This is a genomic window from Kitasatospora sp. NPDC057936, from assembly GCF_042887525.1.
GTDB lineage: Bacteria > Actinomycetota > Actinomycetes > Streptomycetales > Streptomycetaceae > Kitasatospora.
This window is the reverse complement of record NZ_JBHVPD010000063.1, coordinates 1-22931: the sequence shown is the minus strand read 5'-3', so window position 1 is coordinate 22931 and position 22931 is coordinate 1. Positions and strand designations below refer to the sequence as shown.

Sequence of the window (22931 nt, the reverse complement as noted above, 5' to 3'; positions counted from 1 at the left end):
GGGCCCGTCGGTACTAAGTGGTGCCGCGGGCGGTGGTGGGGACGCCCCCCACCCACTCCCCGGGGGGGGGTGGGGTAAGTCGGCCCGGCCTACTTCCCACTCCTGCTTCGCTCCCGTTTTCCCTCGTTTTCCCTCCCGCTTTTCCTCTCCCGGGGCGTCCCCTTCCCTCCGCTTCCCTCCGCCCGCCGTTCCAGGTGCTGACCGGCGCCTCCCCGCCTAGCATCCCCTATGTAGTGATTTGTCCTGATCCTGCTGGGGAGAGCGACACCATGGTCAGCCCGGCCCTCGTCGATCCGACCACCGTCCGTGCGACGGCTGCCGAGGCGTGGCTGCGCGGGTACCCGGTCCTGCGGAACTACCGCACCTTGTACGCGCAGGCGCTGGACGACGCCGATCCGGCGTACGTCGGAGGCTTCGGCGTCTTCCGTCACCACCCGCCGCCGTCCGCCCTCGACCCGGCGACCCTCCGCACCGCGACCCCCCACACCGCGACTCTCCCCGCCTCGCCCCTCGGTGAGCGAGCCGTCGACCACGACCTCCCGTCCTCCTCCGCCTGGCTCGACCTGCGCGCCGAGCCCTGGGTCCTCTCCGTCCCCGCCGACGACCGCTACTACGTGCTGCCGGTCCACGAACTCGACGCCGTGTACGCCGGGTTCGTCGGCGCCCGCGCCACCGGCCCGGAGGCCGGCGACCACCTGGTGGCCGGCCCCGACTGGCAGGGCGAGCCGCCGCCCGGCGTCCGGAGCGTGATCCGCACCGCCACCCGTCTGGCCGGCATCGTCGCCCGCACGCACCTCGCCGGGCCGGAGCCGGCCGACGTCGCCGCGATGGAGGCCGTCCGGCAGCAGTACTGGCTGCGGCCGCTGCACGAGTACGAGGGCACCCCGGCGCCGCACCCCGCCCCGGACCCGGTCTGGCCGGTCTGGCGGGACGAGGTGACGGACACCGTCGAGTTCTTCGCCTTCCTCGACTTCCTGCTCGGCTTCTTCCCGCTCCCGTCGCCCCGCCACCCGGCCGCCGTCCCGCTCCCGCCCGCCGAGGCGGACCTGCGCGGCCGCCTCACCGACCTCGGGATCGACGGCCGCGGCGAGTTCGAGCCCGCCGCCCTCCCGCTGGACGTGCGCGCCGAGATGGCGCGCGGCATCGCCGACGCCCGGGCCCGGCTGGAGCGCGAGGCCGCCGCCCGCCCCGACGCGTGCGGCCTCGCCGGCACCCGCGAGCAGACCGGCGCCGACTACCTGCGCCAGGCCCTCGGCGCCCGGCTCGGCCCGTACGACCTCCCCGCCGAGGAGGTCTGGTGCGGCGCCTGGACGGCCGACAGCGAGGGCCACCGGCCGCCCAGCGCGAGCGACCGCGACTACACGATCCGGTTCGGCCCCGGCGCGCTGCCGCCGGCCCGCTTCTCCTGGTCCGCCGCCCTGTACGAGCTCCCGGACCGCCGGCCGGTCGACAACACCCTCGACCGCTACGCGATCGGCGACCGGACCCCGGGCCTGGTCCACGACCGGGACGGCGGTCTGACGCTCCACGTCCGGCACAAGCGCCCCGCCGACGCCGAGCACTCCGCCAACTGGCTCCCGGCGCCGGACGGCCCGTTCACCGTCGTCCTGCGGCTCCACGGCCCCGAGGCGCCCGCACTCGACGGTCGCTGGCGGCTCCCGCCGCTCACCCCGCGCTGACCGCCGCTCGCCCCCTGACCCCGACCTGTCACGACCACCCCCGACCGACCGCTCCCCAGGCCCGACCACCCCCGACCACCCCCGACCGACCGCTCCCCAGGCCCGACCACCCCCGACCACCCCCGACCGACCACGACAGGACACCCGATGACCCAGCCCGAGCTGGAGGCCCTGGCCGCCGACGCGTACGTCTACGGCTACCCGCTCGTCGCCGGCCTCACGATGGTCGAGCGCTTCACCAAGGGCGGGATGGGCACCCTGCCGGCGGCGACGTTCAACCGCTTCAGTCACGCCACCCGGCTGGCCGCCCCGGGGGACGACTTCGTCTCGGTCAACAACGACACCGTCTACTCGATCGCCCAGCTCGACCTCTCCGAGGGCCCCCAGGTGCTGCACGTCCCGGACACCGCCGGGGCCTACTACGTGCTGCAGTTCGTCGGCGCCTGGACCGACAACTTCGCCTACCTCGGCAGCCGCGCCACCGGCACCGGCGCGCAGACCTGGCTGGTCGTCCCGCCCGGCTGGCACGGCACCCCGCCCGACCCGGAGAAGGTGATCGAGGCGCCGACCACGGTCGCGACCGTCGTCGGCCGCTTCGCCTGCGCCGGCCCGGACGACCTCCCCCGGGTCAAGGCCCTGCAGAACGCGCTCACCCTCACCCCGCTGGAGCCCGGCGGCCTGGCCGCCGGCCTGCCCGAGCCCGACCAGGACGTCCCCGAGCGGCTCGCGTTCTTCGAACGGATGCGGATCTGGATGCGGGCCTTCCCGCCCTCCGGGCCCGACGTCGAGTACGAGCGGCGGCTGGCCCCGCTGGGCCTGCTGGACGAGGGCGTCTCCCCGTACCGGGCGGCGGCCTCGGACTGGACCCACACCCTGCTCAAGGGCCTGGCCGCCGGGCGCGAACGGGTCGAGGCGGCCACCCGCCCGCCCGAGGACCACCCGCTGGGGGAGTGGCGCTCGGCGCTGCACCTGTTCGACTACAACATCGACCACCTCGGCCCCGGCACCATCGACGACCCCGAGTGGCGCATCCCCGACCGCCGCGCCGGCTACCTCAGCCGGGCCGCCGCCGCCCGCGCCGGCCTGTGGGGCAACCACGCCTACGAGGCCTCGTACGCCATGACGTACGACGACTCCGACGGCCGCCCGCTCAGCGGCGCGAACCGCTACACGCTCCGCTTCGACCAGCCGCCGCCGGCCGAGGCGTTCTGGTCCGTCACGATGTACTCGCTGCCGGACTACTACCTCGTGGACAACCCGATCGAGCGCTACTCGATCGGCGACCGCACCCCCGGCCTGGTGCACGGCGCGGACGGCTCGCTCACCCTGACCCTCCAGCACGAGGAGCCCGAGGACCCGACGGAACTGGCGAACTGGCTGCCCACCCCGGCGGGCGAGTTCCGCCCGATCATCCGCTTCTACCGGCCGAAGCAGTCCGTCCTGGACGGCACGTACCAGGTGCCCCTGATCCACCGGCGCTGAACCGCTCTCGGCTCGGGCCGGGAGACGCCCCACCCACCGTCGCGTGCACCTGACGCCGCAGCCCGCCCTCCGGTGTGAGCCGAAAGGCGCTCCCTCACCGCGGCGAAGGCTGCGGCGGGGCCGATGCGCCGCTCCGCGGGTGCGGCGTCGACGTCGCGCTCGGGGACGCCGTGGCCGTCGGGCTCGGCGAGTGCGAGGGCGGGGGCGGGGACGGGGGCTGGGGTGTCGGCGTGCTCGTGGGCGGGGCCGTGGGGGTGGCGGTCGGTGCGGGCGTCGCGCTGGGCGAGGCCGTGGCGGTCGGGGTGGTGCCCGGGGCGGGCGTGGCCGTGGCCGTGGCCGTCGGTGCCGCGGTCGGCGTCGGCGAGGCGGACGGCGGGGCGGAGCCGCCGTGGTCCTGCGGGCCGCCCTCCAGGGTGACCACGGCCTCGGACGGCGGCAGTGCGATCCGGGCCGTCCAGTGCGTCGTGGGGGCGAGGCCGTCGTCCACCGTGACGATCACCGTGATGCGCTGGCCCGGTTCGAGCGTCCCGGAGTCGCGGCTCAGCCGGAGCCAGGCCGCGTCCACGACCGCGTGCCAACGGATCTCGCTGCCACCGGAGTTGGTGAGCGTGAGGACCGTCCGGTTGCCGTACTCGCCCGCCTCGACGGTGAGCAGCCCGACCGGTGCGGGCCGGTCGGCGCCGCCGCCCGCGGCCCAGCCGGAGCCGGCGGCCGGCCCGACCGCCGTCGCGGGGGTGGCGATCAGGGCGGGGCTGCCGAGCGGCGTCGCGCCCCGGCCCGGGACGGGGACGGCGGGACCTTGGAGCACGGGCCCGCGGAAGCCGGGGAAGAACGTTTCTGCACCCGTCGCCCCGGCCCCCGCGAGCTCCACCCCGGGCACCCCCGTCCCACCGACGGAACCCGCACCCGAGGTGGTGACCCCCACCCCGCCGGCCCCCGCCGGCCGCTGCTCCGCCTGCCGCCCGGCCTCGTCCACCCGCACCGACGACACGGCCGCCGTCGCCCCGGGCCCGCCACCACCCCGGTGGCCGGCCCACAGCGCGACCACCGGCGCCGCCAGCACGGCCGCGAGCACCCCGGTGGTCACCACCCGACGCCGGACGGCCAGTCCGCGGCCCGCGTCCGGCGCGCGGTGCCGCGGGAACCCGCTCTGGTCGAACCGCAGACCCGGTTCGACGGCCGCCTCCGCACTCGCACTGCGCCCGGCCCCGGACGCCTGCGGTAGGTACGCCACCATGCCGTCCGGCGCGGCGGGCGCCGTCAGCAACGGCAGCCCGGCCAGCCCAGCCGGACCCGCTGGACCCGTCGGCCCCGCACCGTCCGCCGCCTCGCCCGCCACCCGCTCCGCCGTCCCCCGGCAGGTCGGACAGTCGACGACGTGCTGCACGAGCTCCCGCCGCAGCGCCGGCCCGAGCACCCAGTCCCGCCAGCTCTCCGCCCCGGCCCCGCCGAGCCGGTCGAGCTCCGGGCAGCTGCCCACACCGAGCACCAGCAGCGCCGACCTGGTGCGGGCGACCTCCGCCTCCGCCGCGCCGAGCAGCGCCCGGGTCGCGTCGAACGGCAGCCCGAGCACCGCGGCCACCTCCAGCGGGGTCAGCCGGTGGCGGACCGACAGCTCCAGGGCCTCCCGCTGCTCGGGGCCGGTCCCGGCCGCCTCCGGCCAGGCGAGCGAGGCCAGCTCGCGCCGGCGCCGGGCCGCCTCGGCCTCCGTCAGCCCGGTGCCGGCCGTCCCCCCGGCGCCGTCCGCGAGCCGCCGCAGGCAGCAGTACCGGGCGAGCGAGAACAGCCAGGCCCGGACGAGCCCGGGTTCGGCCAGCCGTCCGCCGTGCCGCTGCGCCAGGTCGCGGACCTCGCGCAGGGTGTCGGCGGCGGTGTCGTGCTCGCACAGCACCGAGAGGCAGTAGGTGAACAGGCCGTCCACCTGCCGGTCGTACGCCGCGAGCACGGCCGTCGCCGGTCTTTCCGCGCGCGGCGGCCCATCAGTACGCGTTGTCACCCGTCCGACGGTAGGGACGACGGGCGGCCCGTCCGGCCGATTCCTGGCGTATGTACTTCTTTCGGGTAACAACATCGCCCACGTGTGTGGACGCCCGGCCCTGAACGGAAGCCGATCCGGACCCGGACCGGACCCGGACCGGACCCGCCCCCCGTACGGCCCCCGCACGGCCGTACCCGCCACTGTCGTACCCAGACGCTACGGTGGGCCCCATGGCTGCCCGTACCAAGACCACCGCCAAGCCGCGCCCGGCGTACCGCTGCACCGAGTGCGGCAACCAGCTGCCCAAGTGGGTCGGCCGCTGCCCGGAGTGCAACGCCTGGGGCACGGTGGAGGAGTACGGCGCGGTGCCGATCCGGACGACGGCGGCCGGCCCGGTCAGCGCGCCCGCCCGCCCGATCGCCCAGGTGGACGGCCAGGTCGCGACGGCCCGGTCGACGGGCGTTCCGGAGCTGGACCGGGTCCTCGGCGGCGGTCTCGTCCCCGGCGCCGTGGTGCTGCTGGCCGGCGAGCCCGGTGTCGGCAAGTCCACCCTGCTGCTGGACGTCGCCGCGAAGGCGGCCACCGCCCAGCACCGCACGCTGTACGTCACCGGCGAGGAGTCGGCCGGCCAGGTCCGGCTGCGTGCCGACCGGATCGACGCGCTCTCCGAACACCTCTACCTCGCCGCCGAGCAGGACCTCGGCGCGGTGCTCGGGCACATCGAGGCGGTCGGCCCCGGCCTGCTGATCCTCGACTCGGTGCAGACCATCGCCTCCGCCGAGCTGGACGGCGCCCCCGGCGGCCCGGCGCAGGTCCGCGAGGTGGCGGGCGCGCTGATCCGGGCGTCCAAGGAGCGCGGCATGGCCACGCTGCTGGTCGGTCACGTCACCAAGGACGGCCAGATCGCCGGCCCGCGCCTGCTGGAGCACCTGGTCGACGTCGTGCTGAGCTTCGAGGGGGACCGGCACGCCCGGCTGCGGCTCATCCGCGGGGTCAAGAACCGCTACGGCGCCACCGACGAGGTCGGCTGCTTCGAGCTGCACGACGAGGGCATCGTCGGCCTGGCCGATCCGTCCGGCCTCTTCCTGACCAGGCGTGACAAGCCCGTCCCCGGCACCTGCCTCACCGTCACGCTGGAGGGCAAGCGCCCGCTGGTGGCCGAGGTGCAGGCGCTGATGGTGGATTCGCAGATCCCGTCGCCGCGCCGGACGACCTCCGGCCTGGAGTCGCCGCGGATCGCGATGATCCTGGCGGTCGTCGAGCGGCACGGCGGCGTGAAGCTCGGCAAGCAGGACATCTACACCGCGACGGTCGGCGGCGTGAAGCTCAGCGAGCCCTCCGCGGACCTCGCGGTCGCGCTCGCGGTGGCCAGCTCCTCCACCGACACCCCGCTGCCGAGCAACCTGGTGGCGATCGGCGAGGTCGGCCTGGCGGGCGAGGTGCGGCGGGTGACGGGTGTGCAGCGCCGGCTCGCCGAGGCGCACCGGCTGGGCTTCACGCACGCCCTCGTCCCGCCGGACCCGGGCAAGGTGCCGCCGGGCATGAAGGTGGTCGAGGTGGCCGACATCGGCGAGGCGCTGCGCGCCATCCCGGGCCGCCGCCGGGCCGCCGCCAAGCCGCGTGGTGAGGCGCGTGGTGAGGCGCGTGGTGAGGCACCGTCGGCGCCGCCGGCCCCGCGCCAGGCCCGGGTCGCCGCCTACCCGGAGGAGCTGATGGACGGCTGGGAGCCGCTCGACTCCGACGAACTGCGCTGACCCAAGCCCTGTCCCCGCCACACGCAGTTAGACTTTCCCCTGTCTCATTGACGAGAAGGCGAGTACCGAGCGGTACTGAGCGACAGAGCAACAGACCGCAGGCCGGGCGCACGGCGCGAGGCGCGCGGCACGGGCGACCGGAGGAGTCACGTGGCAGCCAGCGACCGGGGGGCGGACAAGTCCTCCCGTGAGGAGGCCTTGCTGCGGGCCTCCCTCAGCGCGATCGCGCCCGGCACGGGGCTGCGCGACGGCCTGGAGCGGGTCCTGCGGGCCAACACCGGCGGTCTGATCGTGCTCGGCTTCGACAAGCACGTCGAGTCGATCTGCACCGGCGGCTTCGTCCTGGACGTCGAGTTCACCGCGACCCGGCTGCGCGAGCTGTGCAAGCTGGACGGCGCGGTGGTGCTGGACAAGGACATCACCAAGATCGTCCGGGCCGGCGTCCACCTGATGCCGGACTCCACGATCCCCACCGACGAGACCGGCACCCGTCACCGCACCGCCGAGCGGGTCAACCGGCAGACCGGCTACCCGGTGGTCGCGGTCTCGCACTCGATGCGGCTGATCGCGATGTACGTCAACGGCACCCGGCGGGTGCTGGAGGACTCGACCACCGTCCTCTCCCGCGCCAACCAGGCGCTCGCCACCCTGGAGCGCTACAAGCTCCGCCTGGACGAGGTGGCCGGCACGCTGTCCGCGCTGGAGATCGAGGACCTGGTGACGGTCCGGGACGTCACCGCCGTCGCCCAGCGCCTGGAGATGGTCCGGCTGATCGCCACCGAGATCGCCGGCTACGTGCTGGAGCTCGGCATCGACGGCCGCCTCCTGTCGCTCCAGCTGGACGAGCTGATCGCGGGCGTGGAGCCGGAGCGCGAGCTGGTCGCCCGGGACTACTTCCCGGAGCGGGCCGCCAAGAAGGGCCGGACGGTCACCGAGGTGCTGGCCGACCTGGAGGCGCTCACCCACGCCGAACTGCTCGACCTGCAGACGGTCGCCAAGGCGCTCGGCTACTCCGGCTCGCCGGAGTCGCTGGACGCCGCCGTCTCGCCGCGCGGCTACCGGCTGCTGGCGAAGATCCCGCGCCTGCCCAACACGGTGATAGAGCGCCTGGTCGAGCACTTCGGCGGGCTGCAGAAGCTGCTCGCGGCGAGCATCGACGACCTGCAGACGGTCGAGGGCGTCGGCGAGACCCGCGCCCGCTCGGTCCGCGAGGGCCTGTCCCGCCTTGCCGAATCGTCCATCCTGGAGCGCTACGTCTGACCCTCGGCCGGATCGCCGGATCGCCGGATCGCCGGATCGCCGGATCGCCGGATCGGCCGTCAGGCATCGATCGGCCGCACAACGATCGTCCCGCACAACACCGAAGCCCCCGACCGCGGTTCGCGGATCGGGGGCTTCGGCGTACGGGCGGGGTGACGTCCGGTCAGCCGTCCAGGCGGATCGAGATGCGCGCCGAGACCTTGTCCCCGGTGAGTCCGGTGACGTCGGCGTTCACCACGTAGGTGTCGTTCGCCGGGGGCGTCGGGTCGGGGGTGGCGCACTGCGGCTTGCTGCGGCTGCGGTCCCAGGTGAACGTCTCGATCTGGCTGCCGTTGGCCGGGAGCTGCACCCAGAGGCTGCCCCGGTCGGTCGGGCAGTCGCCGGAGGACCAGACCCGGTCGCCCTTGTTGGCGGCGGTCACGGTGACCACCGAGGTCGTCCGGCCCAGGTCCACGCGGCAGTTGGCGCCGGAGGAGTTCTTCACCGTCAGGGCGAACCGCGGCTTGTCCTTGGACTGGTACGAGTTCTGGGGGCTGGCCAGCTCCAGGGCCACCTGCGAGGTGGCGCAGATCGGCAGCGCCATCACGTCGGGCGTGTTCACCGCGGGGGCGCCGCCACCGGAGCCGCCCGCACCGCCGCCGGTGCCACCGGCCGCACCACCCGCCGCACCACCCGCCGCCGCGCCGCCGGCACCGCCGGTGGCAGGGGCCGGGCCGGCCGCGCCGCCGGTGCCCGTGCCGCCGGTGCTGAGGCTGACCTCGCCGCCGCCCCCGCCCGAGCCGGGGACGGTACCGCCCGTGCCGCCGCCGGAGCCGCCGGTGCTGCCGCCGCCGGGGCGCGCCGCGGGGCCGCTCGGCGAGGCGCCGGGCGTGATGGCCTGAGCGGGTGTCTGGGACTGGGTCGGCGCGGCTTGCGCGGCCTTGCTCTGTGATCCGTCGTCACCGCCGCCGCCCTGATCGGACATCAGCCAGGCGATGAGGGCGATGACCGCGGCCACGGCGGCGAGCACGACGACACGCCGTCGCCAGTAGATCGAGGCCGGCAACGGTCCCACGGGTTGACGCAGAGAGGGCACACCCGAACTCTACGAGACAGTGTGTGGCGATTGACTCACCAACACCGCACAGTCGCCCCTTCCTTCACATGATCCGCCATTTGAGCCGTTCGAGGGAGGTCTTCCGGCGTGTCCGCCCGGAAATTCCACAGGATCCGGAATTACCTACTCCACTTCGGCCGGGTCCATGGGCGTGGGAGGATCGAAGGGCCATGACTTCCAACACCGCCACCGCCACCACCGCGTCTCCTTCCCCCGCAGGACCCGCCCTTCGGCTGCCCCTCCCGCTGCCGGCGCTGCACGCGACCGTCCTCGACTGGTACGAGGCCAGCAAGCGCGACCTCCCCTGGCGCACGCCCGACGCGTCGCCCTGGGCGGTCATGGTGAGCGAGTTCATGCTCCAGCAGACCCCGGTGAAGCGGGTCCTGCCCGCCTGGGAGGCGTGGCTGGAGCGCTGGCCCACCCCCGCCGACCTCGCGGCCGACGCCCCCGGCGAGGCGGTCCGGATGTGGGGCCGGCTCGGCTACCCGCGGCGCGCGCTGCGGCTGCACGCGGCGGCGGTGGCGATCACCGAGGAGCACGGCGGCGAGGTGCCGGACGACCACGCCACGCTGCTGTCGCTGCCCGGGGTGGGGGAGTACACGGCCGCGGCCGTCGCGTCCTTCGCCTTCCGCCAGCGCCACGTCGTGCTGGACACCAACGTCCGCCGGGTGTTCGCCCGCGCGGTGACGGGCGTCGAGTACCCGGCCCAGGCCACCACGGCGGCCGAGCGCCGGACGGCGACCGCGCTGCTGCCCGACGACGCCGGGACGGCCGCCACCTGGGCGGTCGGCGTGATGGAGCTGGGCGCGCTCGTCTGCACCGCCCGCGGCCCCGAGTGCGGCGACTGCCCGCTGTTCACCCACTGCGCCTGGCAACGGGCCGGCCGCCCGCCGTACGAGGGCCCGGCCCGGCGCGGCCAGTCCTACGAGGGGACGGACCGGCAGGTGCGCGGCAAGCTGCTCGCCGTCCTTCGCGAGGCGCACGGCTCGGTCGAGCAGGCCCGGCTGGACGCGGTCTGGCCGGACGCCGTGCAGCGGGCCCGGGCCCTGGACGGCCTCGTGGCGGACGGCCTGGTCGAGCCCGTCGAGCAGGGCGTCTACCGCCTCCCGCAGTAACTCTGCCCCGATGCCGGTAGACCTGCCCCGACACACGACGACGCCCCCGGAGAACCCTCCGGGGGCGTCGCGTCGATCAGCCGCGCACGGCAGGGGCCGTCAGACGGCCGCGGCCTCCAGCGAGGCCTCGGCCGCCTTCTCGTCCTTGCCGGCGCCGCGCAGCGGCACCTCGCGCATGAAGACCGAGGCGGCGATCGCGATCACGGCCACCGCCGCACCCCACAGGAAGACGGTGTGCATGCCGTTGGCCACCGCGTGGTGGTAGGCGTCCTGGACCGGGGCGGGCAGCTGCTTCAGCGCCGCCGGGCTCATCTGGCTCGGGTCGGCCTTCGACGCGCCGGCCGAGGCGTGCTCGCCCAGCCGCTCCTTCATCGTGTCGGCGACCCGGTTGTTGAACAGGGCGCCGAACAGCGCGACACCGAAGGAACCGCCGATGGTGCGGAACAGGGTGGCGGTGGAGCTGGCCACGCCCATGTCCTTGAGCTCGACGCTGTTCTGCGCGACCAGCATGGTGATCTGCATCAGGAAGCCCATGCCGGCGCCCAGCACGACCATCCAGCAGGCGGACGTGAAGCTGCTGGTCTCGGTGCCCATGGTGGAGAGCAGGACCATGCCGCCGGTCATCACGATGGTGCCGATGACCGGGAAGATCCGGTACTTGCCGGTCTTGGTGACGACCTGGCCGACCACGAGCGAGACGACCAGCATGCCGAACATCATCGGCATCAGCAGCAGGCCGGAGTTGGTCGCCGAGGCGCCCTGCACGATCTGCTGGTACAGCGGCAGGAAGACGGTCGCGCCGAACATCACGAAGCCGACGATGAAGCCGATGATCGAGACCAGGGTGAAGTTCAGGTTCTTGAACAGGCTGAGCGGGAGCATGGGCTCCTCGACCCGCTGCTCCACGTAGCAGAAGGCGATCAGCGAGGCGGCGGCCAGCGCGGCCAGGCCGAGGATCTGCTTCGAGCCCCACGCGTACTGCTGGCCGCCCCAGGTGGTGATCAGCACGAGCGAGGTGATGCCGGTGGTGAGCAGGATCGCGCCCAGGTAGTCGATCCGGGCGTTGTTGCGGACCTTGGGCAGCTTCAGGGTGACGACGACCACGGCGAGCGCGATCACGCCGAGCGGCAGGTTGATGTAGAAGGTCCAGTGCCAGCTCAGGTGGTCGGTGATGAAACCGCCGACGAGCGGGCCGCCGATGGTGGCGAGCGCCATCACCGCGGCGAACATGCCCTGGTACTTGCCGCGGTCGCGCGGCGGCACGAGCGCGCCCATGATCGACATGACGCCGACCATCAGACCGCCGGCGCCCAGGCCCTGCAGGGCGCGGAAGCCGATCAGCTCGTTCATGTTCTGCGACAGGCCGGACAGTGCCGAGCCCACCAGGAAGATGACGATCGAGGTGAGGAAGGTGCCCTTGCGGCCGTAGAGGTCGCCGAGCTTGCCCCAGATCGGGGTCGAGGCGGCCGTGGCCAGGGTGTACGAGGTGACCACCCAGGACAGGTGCTCGGCGCCGCCGAGGTCACCGACGATCGTGGGCATCGCGGTGCCCACGATCAGGTTGTCGAGCATGGCCAGGAGCATCGTGACGACCAGGCCGACCATCACGAGGCGGATCTCGCGGGGTGACCGCGGCTGTTCCTCCTCGGCCTGCTTGTCCTCCGGCACCGGGTCGGCGGTCTTGGACTGTGACATGGGGTGGTGTCTCCCGGGACTGGGTGTGGACGATCGTCGGGCCTGGAGCGGCTACTTACTTGTCGCCCGGCTAGTTTATGGACCGTCGGCACGGTAAGTTGTCCACTAGCCGGTCGTCAAGCCAGTTTCCATCCCGGCCGCCTGGGCAGGGAGAATGTGTCCCGGGGGGCGGGCACCGCCGGCGTCCGCAGCAGTCACCGACGCAGTCATGAGGCAGGCCATGGGTACGACGCACAGCCCGCGCAGCGACACCCGGGCCCGCATCATCGCGGTCTCTCTGGAGCTCTTCGCCGAGCAGGGCTACGAGCAGACCTCGCTGCGCGAGATCGCCGACCGCCTGGGCGTCACCAAGGCCGCGCTCTACTACCACTTCAAGACCAAGGACGACATCGTCCACGGGATCGTCGAGTCCATGGCCGCGCCGATCGACGAGACCATCGAGTGGGGCCGGCAGCAGCCCTGGACGCCGGAGCTGCGCGACGAGCTGATCCGCCGCTTCGCCGCCGGGATGTCCGAGCGCGCGCCGCTGCTGCGCTTCTTCCACGAGAACCAGCCCGCCCTGCGCGAGTCGCCGGCCGGCCTGGAGTTCAAGGAGCGCATGATCGCGATGGTCCGCCTCGTGCACGGGCCGGACGCGAGCTTCCAGGACCGGCTGCGCGCCGCGATGTCGCTCTTCACCATCAACTCGGCGATGTTCCTGCTCAAGCAGGACGAGACCGGCACCGACCACGTCGACCACCTGTGGCACGAGTCGCCGCAGGCCACCGTGGAGGAGGCGATGGCCGCCGCCCGCGAGGTCGCGCTGGAGATCGGCGCCCTGATCGACCGCCCGGTGCCCGCCCCCGCCCAGGCCTGATCACACCCGGGCCCGATCGCACCCGGGCCCGGTCACGACGGAGGGGCGGCCCGCCGCGCGAGCCGCCCCGTCCCCCTCGGGACCTCCGGACCTCAGAAGTCCGTGACGCCGTGCGAGGCCAGGTACGCGACCGGGTTGATCACCGCGCCGTAGCGGTTGCTGGTGCGGATCTCGAAGTGCAGGTGCGGCCCGGTCGAGTTGCCGGTGCTCCCGGAGCGCCCGATCTCCTCGGCCGCCGAGACCTGCTGGCCGGGCGACACCTCCACCGAGGACAGGTGCGCGTACTGCGCGAAGCGCCCGTCCGCCAGCCGCAGCACGACCTCCTTGCCGTACGAGCCGTCCCAGCCGGCCGACACCACGGTCGCGTTCCCGACCGCCAGCAGCGGCGTGCCCGGGTCGATCGCGAAGTCCACCCCGGTGTGGTAGCCCGCCGCGTACTCGGAGTTGGGCACCCCGTACGGATTGCTGGTCGGCGCGCCCGGGACGGGAGCGGACCAGTCGGGCGCCGCGGCGGGCGCGGGCACGGCCTCCCCGCCTTCGGGGGCCGACGCCGCCGGCGCCGCCGGGGCCGGCTCGACCGGCAGCAGGTTGGGGGCCATCGCCACGTCCGCCTGCGCCGATTCGCTGTCGTCCGGGAGCCGGTACGGGCTCGGTCCGGCCACCTGCACCATGCCGGGGACGGGCACCGTGGCCTGCGGCGCGGTGAAGGCCGAGCTGCCGGGGGTGGTCGGGAGGACCGTCTGCGCGGAGGCGCTGCCGGGCGCGGCGACGAGCAGCGCGGCGGCCAGCAGCACCGCGGTGCCCCCGGCGGCGACGACGGCCCGCTCGCGGTCGGCCCACACCCGGGCGCCGGGCAGCGGGTGCCGGGCCTCGGCGAGCGCGAGCACCGGCGCGGCGTGGGCGCCGACGGTGCGGACGGCGTGGCCGAGTCGGGGCTGCCAGGCCGCCGCCTGGGCCGCCGTGCGGGCGGCGAGCCGGCGCAGGGCCGGCCCCACGGGCGGGACAGAGGACATGGCGGGCCCAATCACGGTCGTAGAAGGGCAGCACGAAGGGCCCGGTCGGGCGCGGCGTGTGCTGAGCGGGGGACCACTCAGCTTTAACCGTCACCGAGCGGACTCCCAAACGCGGTGACGTACTACGGCGTGTAGTCGGTGTCGCGCCGGAGATTCAAGCCGACGGAGCAACGATCATGAAATCCGATGGTCGGCCCACGGTCCGCGTCGTCCGCCGCGCCCGTCGACGCCGTCTACTACCGCCGGTCGTACCGCCTCCGAGTCCTGTGACCAGCACCACGCGGCCGTGAGGTTTGCCGCCGGCCGCGCCCGCCGCTCGCGTCCGCACCGCTGACCGGGAGCCTCCGCTGGGGGACGATCGACGCATGTATGCCAACAGCAGCGACGACCTCGACGGCCCCCGCCGCCCGAGCCTCCAGGACCGCCGCTTCGCCGCCCAGCGCGGCTGCGAGCGGCTGCTCTCCGGCCACCGGCCGAAGAGCCTGCGCGAACACCTCGCCGCCCTGGCCGGGGAGGCGGACGGCGTCCACGACCTCGACGGGCGTCCGGACCAGTACGGCGACGGCGTGGTCCGCGCGCTGGAGCGCCGGGTCGCGGACCTGCTCGGCACCGAGGACGCGGCCTTCTTCCCGACCGGCACGATGGCCCAGCAGGTCGCGCTGCGGATCCACGCCGAGGCGGCCGGGCTGCCCACCGTGGCCACCCACCCGCTCGGCCACACCGACCAGCACGAGCGCCACGCGCTCGGCGTGCTGACCGGCCTGCGGAGCGTCTGGCCGACCCTCGCCCCGCGCCTGCCCACCGTCGAGGAGGTGCGCTGCTTCGACGAGCCGTACGCCGCGATGATCCTGGAACTGCCGCTGCGCGAGGCCGGCTTCGTGCTGCCCGACTGGGCGGAGCTGGTGGCCGTCGCCGAGGTCGTGCGGGCGGAGCAGGGAGCGGCGCTGCACCTGGACGGCGCGCGGCTCTGGGAGTCGGTGTTCCACCTCGGCCGCTCGCTGCCGGAGGTCGCCGCGCTGGCCGACTCGGTGTACGTCTCCTTCTACAAGACCCTCGGCGGGATCAGCGGCGCCGCACTGGCCGGTCCGGAGCGCTTCGTGCGGACGGCGAAGGCCTGGCGGCACCGGTACGGCGGCCAGCTGTTCCAGCAGTGGCCGCCCGCGCTGGCCGCGCTCGCCGGGCTGGAGCGCGAACTCCCGCGCCTGGAGGGGTACGTGGCCCACGCCCGGACGGTCGCCGGCGCGCTGGCCGAGGCCGTCGCCGCGGTGCCCGGCGCCCGGGTGCACCCGGCGCCGCCGCACACCCACCAGTTCCAGCTCTGGCTGCCGTACCCGGCCGCGGAGTTGGAGGAGGCGGGCCTGGGGCTGGCCGAGGACGCCAAGGTGGGCCTGTTCGGCAGCTGGCGCGAGCCCGGCCCGCCGGGGCTGGCGATGACCGAGGTCACGGTGGCCGCCGAGGCGCTGGACTGGACGGCCGCCGGGATCGCGGAGGCGGTCGCGGCCTTCCTCGACCGCCTGCCCGAGCGCAAGGCCTGAAAAGCGTCCGACCCGCCCCCGCGCAGTGCGGGGACGGGTCGGACCGACGGATCAACTACGTCCGCTCACCGATCAGTTGTCGACCGGACGGACCCGGATCCAGGTCTCCAGGTAGTTCGAGGACTCGTTCTCGACCTCGATGCTGGTGCCCGTCTTCGGGACGTCCACACCGCTGTACTGGTCGTCCTTGGACCACCAGGACTTCAGGTCGTTGAACTCGTCGACGCCCTTGGACTTCGGGACGACCGTCTCGACGCCGGCCTTGTGCAGGGTCAGCGCCGGGACGCGGCGCGAACCGAAGGTCGAGTCGAAGCCCTGCATGCGCGGACGCATCAGGGTGCCGTCCGCCCACTTCAGCGGGGCCGGGTGCGAGTCGACCGGCAGCACGAGGCCGTGGCCCGGGTGGGCGCTGACGTTGTTGTCGGTCTGGGACTGGTCCCAGTACCAGATCAGCAGGCCGGGCTGGTACGCGTAGTGCTCGACCCAGCTCGGCTTGTCGGCGAAGCCGAAGTTGTACGGGCCGGTCTTCAGCGTCTGGTCGAACGAGACGTACTGCTTGTTCTCGGCGATGTAGTACTGCCCGTATTCCTTGGTGAACGAGCCGCCGAAGCGGGTGAAGCCGGCGGCGGTCCAGCCGTTGTCGCCCTTCTCCACGTCGTCGCTGAACACCGTGGCGCCGTCGGCGACCACCGAGATGTCGTCCACCGCGAAGCCCCGGTAGTGCAGGCCGCCGTCGGTGGTGTTGTGGTAGCGGAACTGGATCTTCTTCCCGGCGTAGGCGTCCAGGTTGAAGGACAGGTCGCCCCAGGTGGCGGCGAGGCCGCTGACGGCCGGACGGCCGTTCTCCTTGGGGAGCGCGGCGCCGTTCCAGGTGCCGTCCACGACGGTCCAGGTCTTGCCGCCGTCGACGGAGACCTCGCCGAAGGCGTAGTCGAAGTCCTGCTCCAGCTCGTACCAGGCCTTGGCGTTGATGCTGGCCTTGGTCTTGCCGGTCAGGTCGATGTCACGGGTGAGCGTGACGTTCAGGTTGTCGGCGCTGCCGCTCCACCACTCGGACTGGCCGCCGAACGGCTTGTTGATCTCCGTGGTGATCGACTTCTTCGGCAGGTCGACGATGAGTGCCTGCGGCAGGTTGGTGTTGTACTCCACCGGGCCGATGTGGTGCGTCGACTCGGTGCCCGCCTTGGCGCGGTCGGCCTTCAGCCAGCCGAGCTGGTACTTGCTCCAGGCGTCGAGGTCGTTCGGCATGTCGCCGATGCTGTCCTTGCCCTCGCCGAGCCAGGAGCCGGAGGACATCAGGGACCAGAAGCCGACCGAGTTGTCGATGCCCTTGCCCGCGGTGTCGTAGAGGTCCGGCAGACCGAGGTCGTGGCCGTACTCGTGGGCGAAGACGCCGAGGCCGCCGTTCTCCGGCTGCATCGTGTAGTCGCCGATCCAGAAGCCGGTGTCGCCGACCTGGACGCCGCCGAGCTTGTTGCCGTCGGGGCCGGCCTGGCCCGTCAGGTTGCCGTAGACGTAGGAGCGGTGGGCCCACAGGGCCTTGCTGCCCTGCTTGCCGCCGCCGGCCGACTTGTCCTCACCGGCGTGCACGATCTGGAAGTGGTCGATGTACCCGTCGGGCTGGTTGAAGTTCCCGTCGTGGTGCGAGCCGTAGCGGTCCCACTGGTCGTAGGAGGCCAGGGTCGCCTTGATCTGCTCCTGGGTCTGACCCTTTGCCACCTGGTCCTTGTACCAGATGTCGACGGCGTCCCGGATCAGGTCCTGGGCGCTGGCGCAGACGTTGGAGCCGCAGTAGTCCGAGCCGTAGCGGGCCTCGTTCCACGGCACCCGGACCCAGTCCGAGACCACGCCGTCGACCGAGTAGCGGCCCGAGGACTGCTTCTCGTAGAAGGTCTTCAGCGAGGCCTTGTCCTTGGCGAAGTACAGGTCCTGGTAGTGCTGCTGGTTGTAGTCGGCCTGCCAGGCGGTCGAGTTGTTGGTGGCGCGGTCCGGCGCGGCTATCTCGTTGTGCTTGGGACCGGCCTCGCCACCGTACTTGACCTTGCCGTCGGCGGTCTTGGTGGTGTTGTCGACCTGGTCGCCGAAGTCGACGAGGATCGTGAAGATCTTGTCCGTGCGCTCACGGGCGAGCTCGACGTACTTGTCCTTGCCGAGCTTCACGCTGGTGCTGCCGTTGTGCTGCTCGACCTGCGCGGTGCCGTCGAGCAGCTGCTCGGTGGCGGCCTTGCGCTCGGCGTCGACCTTCTCGGTCAGCGGGCCCGGAATGTTGTGCTCGGTGTTGACGGACTGGACGGCGTCGGCCGGGTCCTTCGGCGTGGCAGCCGAACCGGCCGCGACGGCGCTGCTCGGGAACAGACCCGCGCCGAGCGTGACGATGACCGCCGCAGCCGTGGTGGCCGCAGCGGTTCTCCTGGTGGTCTTCAACGTTGTGACGTCCTCCCCGGCCGAGCCGACTCTTGGCCAAGGCTCGGTAAACCAATATGAAAGACAGGTGGACGTACTTTGACCGAAGTGGGGACGGAAAAGATAGACCTTGACCCTGACATGGCGACAGCGCTATGCTCGCCGACTTTCCGTCAGCTGATGGGTCGTGGGAAAACCCCAGGTCAGAGCGGTGCGAGGGGCATGCGAAACGGGCTGAGCCCCCGGCGCGAACGCCGGGGGCTCAGCCCGCTTGCTGTTGTCTGTTAAATGTTGCTACTTCGTCAGGTCCGGACCCGAGGAAGCAACGGCGGCCGGGGTGTCCGCGACGGCGGACTTCTCCTCGCCCCGGAAGGTGAACTTGGCTTCCTTGCCCTCGCCCTCGACGTCGACGACGACGATGTGGCCGGCCCGCAGCTCGCCGAAGAGGATCTTCTCGGAGAGGTGGTCCTCGATCTCGCGCTGGATCGTGCGGCGCAGCGGACGGGCACCCAGGATCGGGTCGTAGCCGCGCTTGGCCAGCAGCTTCTTGGCCTCGACGCTGAGCTCCAGGCCCATGTCCTTGTCCTTGAGCCGCTCGTCCACCTTGGCGATCATGAGGTCGACGATCTGGATGATGTCGTCCTCGGACAGCTGGTGGAACACCACGATGTCGTCGACGCGGTTCAGGAACTCGGGGCGGAAGTGCTGCTTGAGCTCCTCGCCGACCTTCGCCTTCATCCGCTCGTACCCGGTCTGGGTGTCACCCGTGGCCGCGAAGCCGAGGTTGAAGCCCTTGGAGATGTCCCGGGTGCCGAGGTTGGTCGTCATGATGATGACGGTGTTCTTGAAGTCGACCACGCGGCCCTGGGAGTCGGTCAGGCGACCGTCCTCCAGGATCTGCAGCAGCGAGTTGAAGATGTCCGGGTGGGCCTTCTCGACCTCGTCGAAGAGGACGACCGAGAACGGCTTGCGGCGGACCTTCTCGGTCAGCTGGCCGCCCTCCTCGTAGCCCACGTACCCGGGCGGGGAGCCGAAGAGCCGGGAGACGGTGTGCTTCTCCGAGAACTCGGACATGTCGAGCGCGATCAGCGCGTCCTCGTCGCCGAAGAGGAACTCCGCCAGCGTCTTGGACAGCTCGGTCTTACCGACGCCGGACGGGCCGGCGAAGATGAACGAGCCGCCGGGGCGCTTCGGGTCCTTGAGGCCCGCACGGGTGCGCCGGATGGCCTGGGAGAGCGCCTTGATGGCGTCCTTCTGGCCGATGACGCGCTTGTGCAGCTCGTCCTCCATGCGCAGGAGGCGCGAGGTCTCCTCCTCGGTCAGCTTGAAGACCGGGATGCCGGTGGCGGTGGCCAGGACCTCGGCGATGAGCTCCTCGTTGACCTCCGCGACGACGTCCATGTCGCCGGCCTTCCACTCCTTCTCGCGCTTGGCCTTGGCCTGCAGGAGCTGCTTCTCGTCGTCGCGCAGGGACGCGGCCTTCTCGAAGTCCTGCGCGTCGATCGCGCTCTCCTTCTCGCGGCGCACGTCGGCGATCTTCTCGTCGAACTCGCGCAGGTCCGGCGGCGCGGTCATCCGGCGGATGCGCATCCTGGAGCCGGCCTCGTCGATCAGGTCGATCGCCTTGTCCGGCAGGAAGCGGTCCGAGATGTACCGGTCGGCCAGGGTGGCGGCGGCGACCAGGGCGGCGTCCGTGATGGAGACCCGGTGGTGGGCCTCGTAGCGGTCGCGCAGGCCCTTGAGGATCTCGATGGTGTGCGGCAGCGACGGCTCGGCGACCTGGATCGGCTGGAAGCGGCGCTCCAGCGCGGCGTCCTTCTCCAGGTGCTTGCGGTACTCGTCCAGGGTGGTGGCACCGATGGTCTGCAGCTCGCCGCGGGCCAGCATCGGCTTGAGGATGCTGGCGGCGTCGATGGCGCCCTCGGCGGCGCCCGCGCCGACCAGGGTGTGCAGCTCGTCGATGAACAGGATGATGTCGCCGCGGGTGCGGATCTCCTTGAGGACCTTCTTCAGGCGCTCCTCGAAGTCACCGCGGTAGCGCGAGCCGGCCACCAGGGCGCCCAGGTCCAGCGTGTAGAGCTGCTTGTCCTTGAGCGTCTCCGGGACCTCGCCCTTGACGATCGCCTGGGCCAGGCCCTCGACCACGGCGGTCTTGCCGACGCCGGGCTCACCGATCAGGACCGGGTTGTTCTTGGTGCGGCGGGACAGCACCTGCATGACCCGCTCGATCTCCTTCTCGCGCCCGATGACCGGGTCGAGCTTGGCCTCGCGGGCGGCCTGGGTGAGGTTGCGGCCGAACTGGTCCAGGACCAGCGAGGTCGACGGGGTGCCCTCGGCGGGCCCGCCGGCCGTGGCCGACTCCTTGCCGCCGCCGGTCTGGTAGCCGGACAGCAGCTGGATGACCTGCTGGCGCACCCGGTTCAGGTCGGCACCCAGCTTGACCAGGACCTGGGCGGCGACGCCCTCGCCCTCGCGGATCAGGCCGAGCAGGATGTGCTCGGTGCCGATGTAGTTGTGGCCGAGCTGCAGGGCCTCCCGGAGCGACAGCTCCAGGACCTTCTTCGCCCGGGGGGTGAAGGGGATGTGGCCGGACGGGGCCTGCTGGCCCTGGCCGATGATCTCCTCGACCTGCTGGCGTACGGCCTCAAGAGAAATCCCGAGGCTCTCCAGGGCCTTAGCGGCGACGCCCTCGCCCTCGTGGATCAGACCCAGGAGGATGTGCTCGGTGCCGATGTAGTTGTGGTTGAGCATCCGGGCTTCTTCCTGAGCCAGGACGACAACCCGCCGCGCGCGGTCGGTGAACCTCTCGAACATCGTTTATCGCTCCTCAGAGCGGTCGGGCAGTTCGGGGACTGTCCCCGCCCTGTCCTTCCGCATGCTAGTCCCGCTCAGCGGCGCGGCCCACGGATTCACTCCCCGGTAGTGGGAGCGAGATGCTGCGCGACCAGCCGACACCAATCCCAACCTGATGCTGGGAATCGGTGTTCCCGCAGGCGGGCCGGATGCACCGGATACCGCTACGCCATCGGCGAACAAGGACCGCCGGGGTGCAGCCGGATCCGTCTCCGGCCGGTCACGCATACTGCCCCTGGACGGGTCGAAGAACCCGTCCACCTGCATTCATACCCGGTATCGGGGCGGTTCTCGCGCAGTTTCCGCGGTGGCGGTGTTCGCCTGGCGAGAAGTCGGGCCGGGACGGGGCCGCGGTGACGGTGGCTCAGCGGGGGCCACCGTGGCCGGTACGCCATCCCGGTGGTGTCCGCGTTACCGCTTCGCCCCTACAGCGTTGCACAGCTCGTGATTGTTCCGCCGCCCGAGCCCGGCCCGCGGCCGTCCCGTCCGGCCCCCGGCGGCGGTGCGGCCGGTCCGGCGCGTGCCGCGGGGCGCGGAGGAGGCTCCTCCGCGCCCCGCGCGTGTGCCGTCGACGCCGTCCGCGGCCGCCGGGGCCCCGCACCCGCTCCGGTGGTCCGGGGCCGGGGTCAGGCCACGTTCGCCTTGTCGTAGGCGTCGCGGACCACGCTCGGAACGCGGCCGCGGTCGTTGACCTCCAGGCCCTGCTCCTTGGCCCACGCGCGGATCTTGGCGGTGTCCGGAGCGCTGCCGGACGGGCGGGCGGCGGTGCCGCGGCCCGGCCGGCGCGGACCGGCGAGCCGGCCGCTCTGCTTGCGGCCCTTCTCGACGTACGGCGCCAGCAGACCGCGCAGCTTGTCCGCGTTCGCGCTCTTCAGATCGATCTCGTAGGCAACGCCGTCGAGCGCGAACGTCACCGTCTCGTCCGCCGAACCGCCGTCGAGATCGTCTTCAAGAATGACCTGCACCCTCTGTGCCACGGGCTTCCCTTTCCGCTAAACGACCCATTGCCTAAGGAAAGGAAAGCGCCTTTCACCGGAAAACACAAACCCCTGACCGGCGCGGAGCCGCTCAGAGGTGCAGCAGCATGCGCGAGTTGCCCAGTGTGTTGGGCTTCACCCGCTCCAGGTCGAGGAACTCCGCGACACCTTCATCGTACGAGCGGAGAAGTTCTTCATAGACATCCGTAGCGATCGCCGCCGGGTCTGTCGTACCATCATCGGTTTCCTGGAGCTCGCCGATCTCGACGAAACCGTGTTTCGCGAAGAAGGGCACCTCGAACGTCAAGCAGAAAATCCGACGGACGCCGAGCCAGCGGGCCGTCTGCAGCAGCTTCTCCAGCAGCAGGTGTCCGACCCCGAACCCCCGGCAGGCCGGATCCACCGCGAGCGTGCGGACCTCGGCGAGATCCTCCCACATCACGTGCAGCGCGCCGCAGGCCACCACGGTGGCATCGTCGTCGCGTTCCGCGACCCAGAACTCCTGCACGGATTCGAACAGGGTGACGGTGGGCTTGTCGAGCAGAATGCCGTCCCGCGAGTAGGCGTCGATGAGCCTGCGTACTGCCCGCACGTCCGTGGTCCGTGCGCGGCGGATGGTGACCTCCATGGCGGGACGTTATCGCGCCGCCCCGGGTGGGGTCCCCCCGGTATCCGCCCCGTCGTCCGGGGATTCCGGCCCGGCCGGATCGGGCGGGAACAGTGCGGCCACCCGCAAGGCGTCCCGCAGCGCCTCCCGTTGCTCGGGCGACATGAGGCCGAAGAAGTGCACCAGGGCCGCCGCGGGATTGTCACTCGTGGCCCACGCGTCGTTCATGAGTGCCGCGGTGTACGCCTCGCGGGACGAGACCGGTTCATATCGATAGGCCCGGCCGGCGCGCTCGCGGCGCAGCCAGCCCTTTCTGTGCAGCTTGTCCAGGACCGTCATCACCGTGGTGTAGGCGATTTCGCGTTCGGACTGCAGATCCTGGAGAACCTCGCGAACCGTCACCGGTCGGTTCCACCGCCACACCCTGGTCATGATGGCGTTCTCAAGTTCGCCGAGTTGCCGGACCATAGTGCGGCCAGGATAGGGAGTGAATGGGGCAAATCTTGTGAAGTGCGCCAAACCGGCGCGCCGCCACCCCCCGAAACGGGAAATGCGGCGCGGCGGGCGTGCGGGCGGTGGCCGGCCCCCCCCCCCCCATCCCCCCGGGCCGCCCCCCCCCGAAAAAAAC

Annotated in this window: 16 protein-coding genes; 7 read left to right on the top strand and 9 right to left on the bottom strand. The window is 72.4% G+C overall.

Annotated features, from left to right (window positions below; all coding sequences use genetic code 11):
• Positions 1–269: 269 nt before the first annotated feature.
• Together ACFVU9_RS28475 and ACFVU9_RS28470 are read left to right on the top strand one after the other, a co-directional pair.
• Entirely contained in the window at positions 270–1679 is a 1410-nt protein-coding gene (locus ACFVU9_RS28475) for a DUF1254 domain-containing protein (protein WP_387598164.1), read from the top strand.
• A gap of 147 nt (positions 1680–1826) precedes the next feature.
• Positions 1827–3161: a DUF1254 domain-containing protein gene (locus tag ACFVU9_RS28470; RefSeq protein WP_387598161.1), complete on the top strand. Its 1335-nt coding sequence runs from the start codon at positions 1827–1829 to the stop codon at positions 3159–3161.
• A gap of 94 nt (positions 3162–3255) precedes the next feature.
• Here ACFVU9_RS28470 and ACFVU9_RS28465 read toward each other — a convergent pair whose 3' ends face one another.
• Complete coding sequence (locus tag ACFVU9_RS28465; RefSeq protein WP_387598158.1) at positions 3256–5157, bottom strand: sigma-70 family RNA polymerase sigma factor; 1902 nt, start codon at positions 5155–5157, stop codon at positions 3256–3258.
• A 212-nt stretch (positions 5158–5369) separates the two neighbouring features.
• Here ACFVU9_RS28465 and radA point away from each other — a divergent pair, with 212 nt between their 5' ends.
• Positions 5370–6893: a DNA repair protein RadA gene (gene radA / locus ACFVU9_RS28460; protein WP_387598155.1), complete on the top strand. Its 1524-nt coding sequence runs from the start codon at positions 5370–5372 to the stop codon at positions 6891–6893.
• A 150-nt stretch (positions 6894–7043) separates the two neighbouring features.
• The gene (gene disA / locus ACFVU9_RS28455; protein ID WP_380442406.1) at positions 7044–8153 is read left to right on the top strand and encodes a DNA integrity scanning diadenylate cyclase DisA; all 1110 of its coding nucleotides are present in this window, start codon (positions 7044–7046) and stop codon (positions 8151–8153) included.
• A gap of 163 nt (positions 8154–8316) precedes the next feature.
• On the opposite strand, the gene ACFVU9_RS28450 is transcribed toward disA, so the two are convergent.
• Positions 8317–9207, bottom strand: a complete 891-nt coding sequence (locus tag ACFVU9_RS28450; protein WP_380442404.1) for a hypothetical protein — start codon at positions 9205–9207, stop codon at positions 8317–8319.
• A gap of 212 nt (positions 9208–9419) precedes the next feature.
• Here ACFVU9_RS28450 and ACFVU9_RS28445 point away from each other — a divergent pair, with 212 nt between their 5' ends.
• The gene (locus ACFVU9_RS28445) at positions 9420–10364 is read left to right on the top strand and encodes an A/G-specific adenine glycosylase (protein ID WP_380442402.1); all 945 of its coding nucleotides are present in this window, start codon (positions 9420–9422) and stop codon (positions 10362–10364) included.
• Between the two features lie 99 nt (positions 10365–10463).
• Here the strand turns inward: ACFVU9_RS28445 and ACFVU9_RS28440 are convergent, their stop codons facing one another.
• Entirely contained in the window at positions 10464–12059 is a 1596-nt protein-coding gene (locus tag ACFVU9_RS28440; RefSeq protein ID WP_380496664.1) for an MDR family MFS transporter, read from the bottom strand.
• Positions 12060–12279: 220 nt separating this feature from the next.
• Here ACFVU9_RS28440 and ACFVU9_RS28435 point away from each other — a divergent pair, with 220 nt between their 5' ends.
• A complete protein-coding gene (locus ACFVU9_RS28435) occupies positions 12280–12915 on the top strand; it encodes a TetR/AcrR family transcriptional regulator (protein WP_380442398.1) in 636 nt (211 codons plus the stop codon).
• Positions 12916–13007: 92 nt separating this feature from the next.
• On the opposite strand, the gene ACFVU9_RS28430 is transcribed toward ACFVU9_RS28435, so the two are convergent.
• Positions 13008–13928 (bottom strand): M23 family metallopeptidase, encoded by a 921-nt coding sequence (locus ACFVU9_RS28430; protein ID WP_387598151.1) that lies wholly within the window; start codon positions 13926–13928, stop codon positions 13008–13010.
• A 365-nt stretch (positions 13929–14293) separates the two neighbouring features.
• Here ACFVU9_RS28430 and ACFVU9_RS28425 point away from each other — a divergent pair, with 365 nt between their 5' ends.
• A complete protein-coding gene (locus ACFVU9_RS28425) occupies positions 14294–15463 on the top strand; it encodes a threonine aldolase family protein (RefSeq protein ID WP_380496661.1) in 1170 nt (389 codons plus the stop codon).
• Between the two features lie 72 nt (positions 15464–15535).
• On the opposite strand, the gene ACFVU9_RS28420 is transcribed toward ACFVU9_RS28425, so the two are convergent.
• The 5 genes from ACFVU9_RS28420 to ACFVU9_RS28400 all read right to left on the bottom strand — a co-directional run bounded on the left by ACFVU9_RS28420 (position 15536) and on the right by ACFVU9_RS28400 (position 22771).
• Complete coding sequence (locus ACFVU9_RS28420) at positions 15536–17887, bottom strand: immune inhibitor A domain-containing protein (RefSeq protein ID WP_380496660.1); 2352 nt, start codon at positions 17885–17887, stop codon at positions 15536–15538.
• Positions 17888–18160: 273 nt separating this feature from the next.
• Entirely contained in the window at positions 18161–20680 is a 2520-nt protein-coding gene (locus ACFVU9_RS28415; protein WP_350574326.1) for an ATP-dependent Clp protease ATP-binding subunit, read from the bottom strand.
• 665 nt (positions 20681–21345) lie between these two features.
• Positions 21346–21696, bottom strand: coding sequence for an Lsr2 family protein (locus ACFVU9_RS28410; RefSeq protein WP_380442390.1), 351 nt, complete (start codon positions 21694–21696; stop codon positions 21346–21348).
• A 91-nt stretch (positions 21697–21787) separates the two neighbouring features.
• Complete coding sequence (locus ACFVU9_RS28405) at positions 21788–22324, bottom strand: amino-acid N-acetyltransferase (RefSeq protein ID WP_329929958.1); 537 nt, start codon at positions 22322–22324, stop codon at positions 21788–21790.
• Between the two features lie 9 nt (positions 22325–22333).
• Positions 22334–22771: a BlaI/MecI/CopY family transcriptional regulator gene (locus ACFVU9_RS28400; protein ID WP_380442387.1), complete on the bottom strand. Its 438-nt coding sequence runs from the start codon at positions 22769–22771 to the stop codon at positions 22334–22336.
• Positions 22772–22931: the final 160 nt, after the last annotated feature.

Bases quoted from the DNA above. Each gene is read 5' to 3' on its own strand.
- ACFVU9_RS28475 (WP_387598164.1), top strand. From the start codon at position 270: ATGGTCAGCCCGGCCCTCGTCGATCCGACCACCGTCCGTGCGACGGCT.
- ACFVU9_RS28470 (WP_387598161.1), top strand. From the start codon at position 1,827: ATGACCCAGCCCGAGCTGGAGGCCCTGGCCGCCGACGCGTACGTCTAC.
- radA (WP_387598155.1), top strand. From the start codon at position 5,370: ATGGCTGCCCGTACCAAGACCACCGCCAAGCCGCGCCCGGCGTACCGC.
- ACFVU9_RS28445 (WP_380442402.1), top strand. From the start codon at position 9,420: ATGACTTCCAACACCGCCACCGCCACCACCGCGTCTCCTTCCCCCGCA.
- ACFVU9_RS28440 (WP_380496664.1), bottom strand. From the start codon at position 12,059: ATGTCACAGTCCAAGACCGCCGACCCGGTGCCGGAGGACAAGCAGGCC.
- ACFVU9_RS28435 (WP_380442398.1), top strand. From the start codon at position 12,280: ATGGGTACGACGCACAGCCCGCGCAGCGACACCCGGGCCCGCATCATC.
- ACFVU9_RS28430 (WP_387598151.1), bottom strand. From the start codon at position 13,928: ATGTCCTCTGTCCCGCCCGTGGGGCCGGCCCTGCGCCGGCTCGCCGCC.
- ACFVU9_RS28425 (WP_380496661.1), top strand. From the start codon at position 14,294: ATGTATGCCAACAGCAGCGACGACCTCGACGGCCCCCGCCGCCCGAGC.
- ACFVU9_RS28415 (WP_350574326.1), bottom strand. From the start codon at position 20,680: ATGTTCGAGAGGTTCACCGACCGCGCGCGGCGGGTTGTCGTCCTGGCT.
- ACFVU9_RS28405 (WP_329929958.1), bottom strand. From the start codon at position 22,324: ATGGAGGTCACCATCCGCCGCGCACGGACCACGGACGTGCGGGCAGTA.
- ACFVU9_RS28400 (WP_380442387.1), bottom strand. From the start codon at position 22,771: ATGGTCCGGCAACTCGGCGAACTTGAGAACGCCATCATGACCAGGGTG.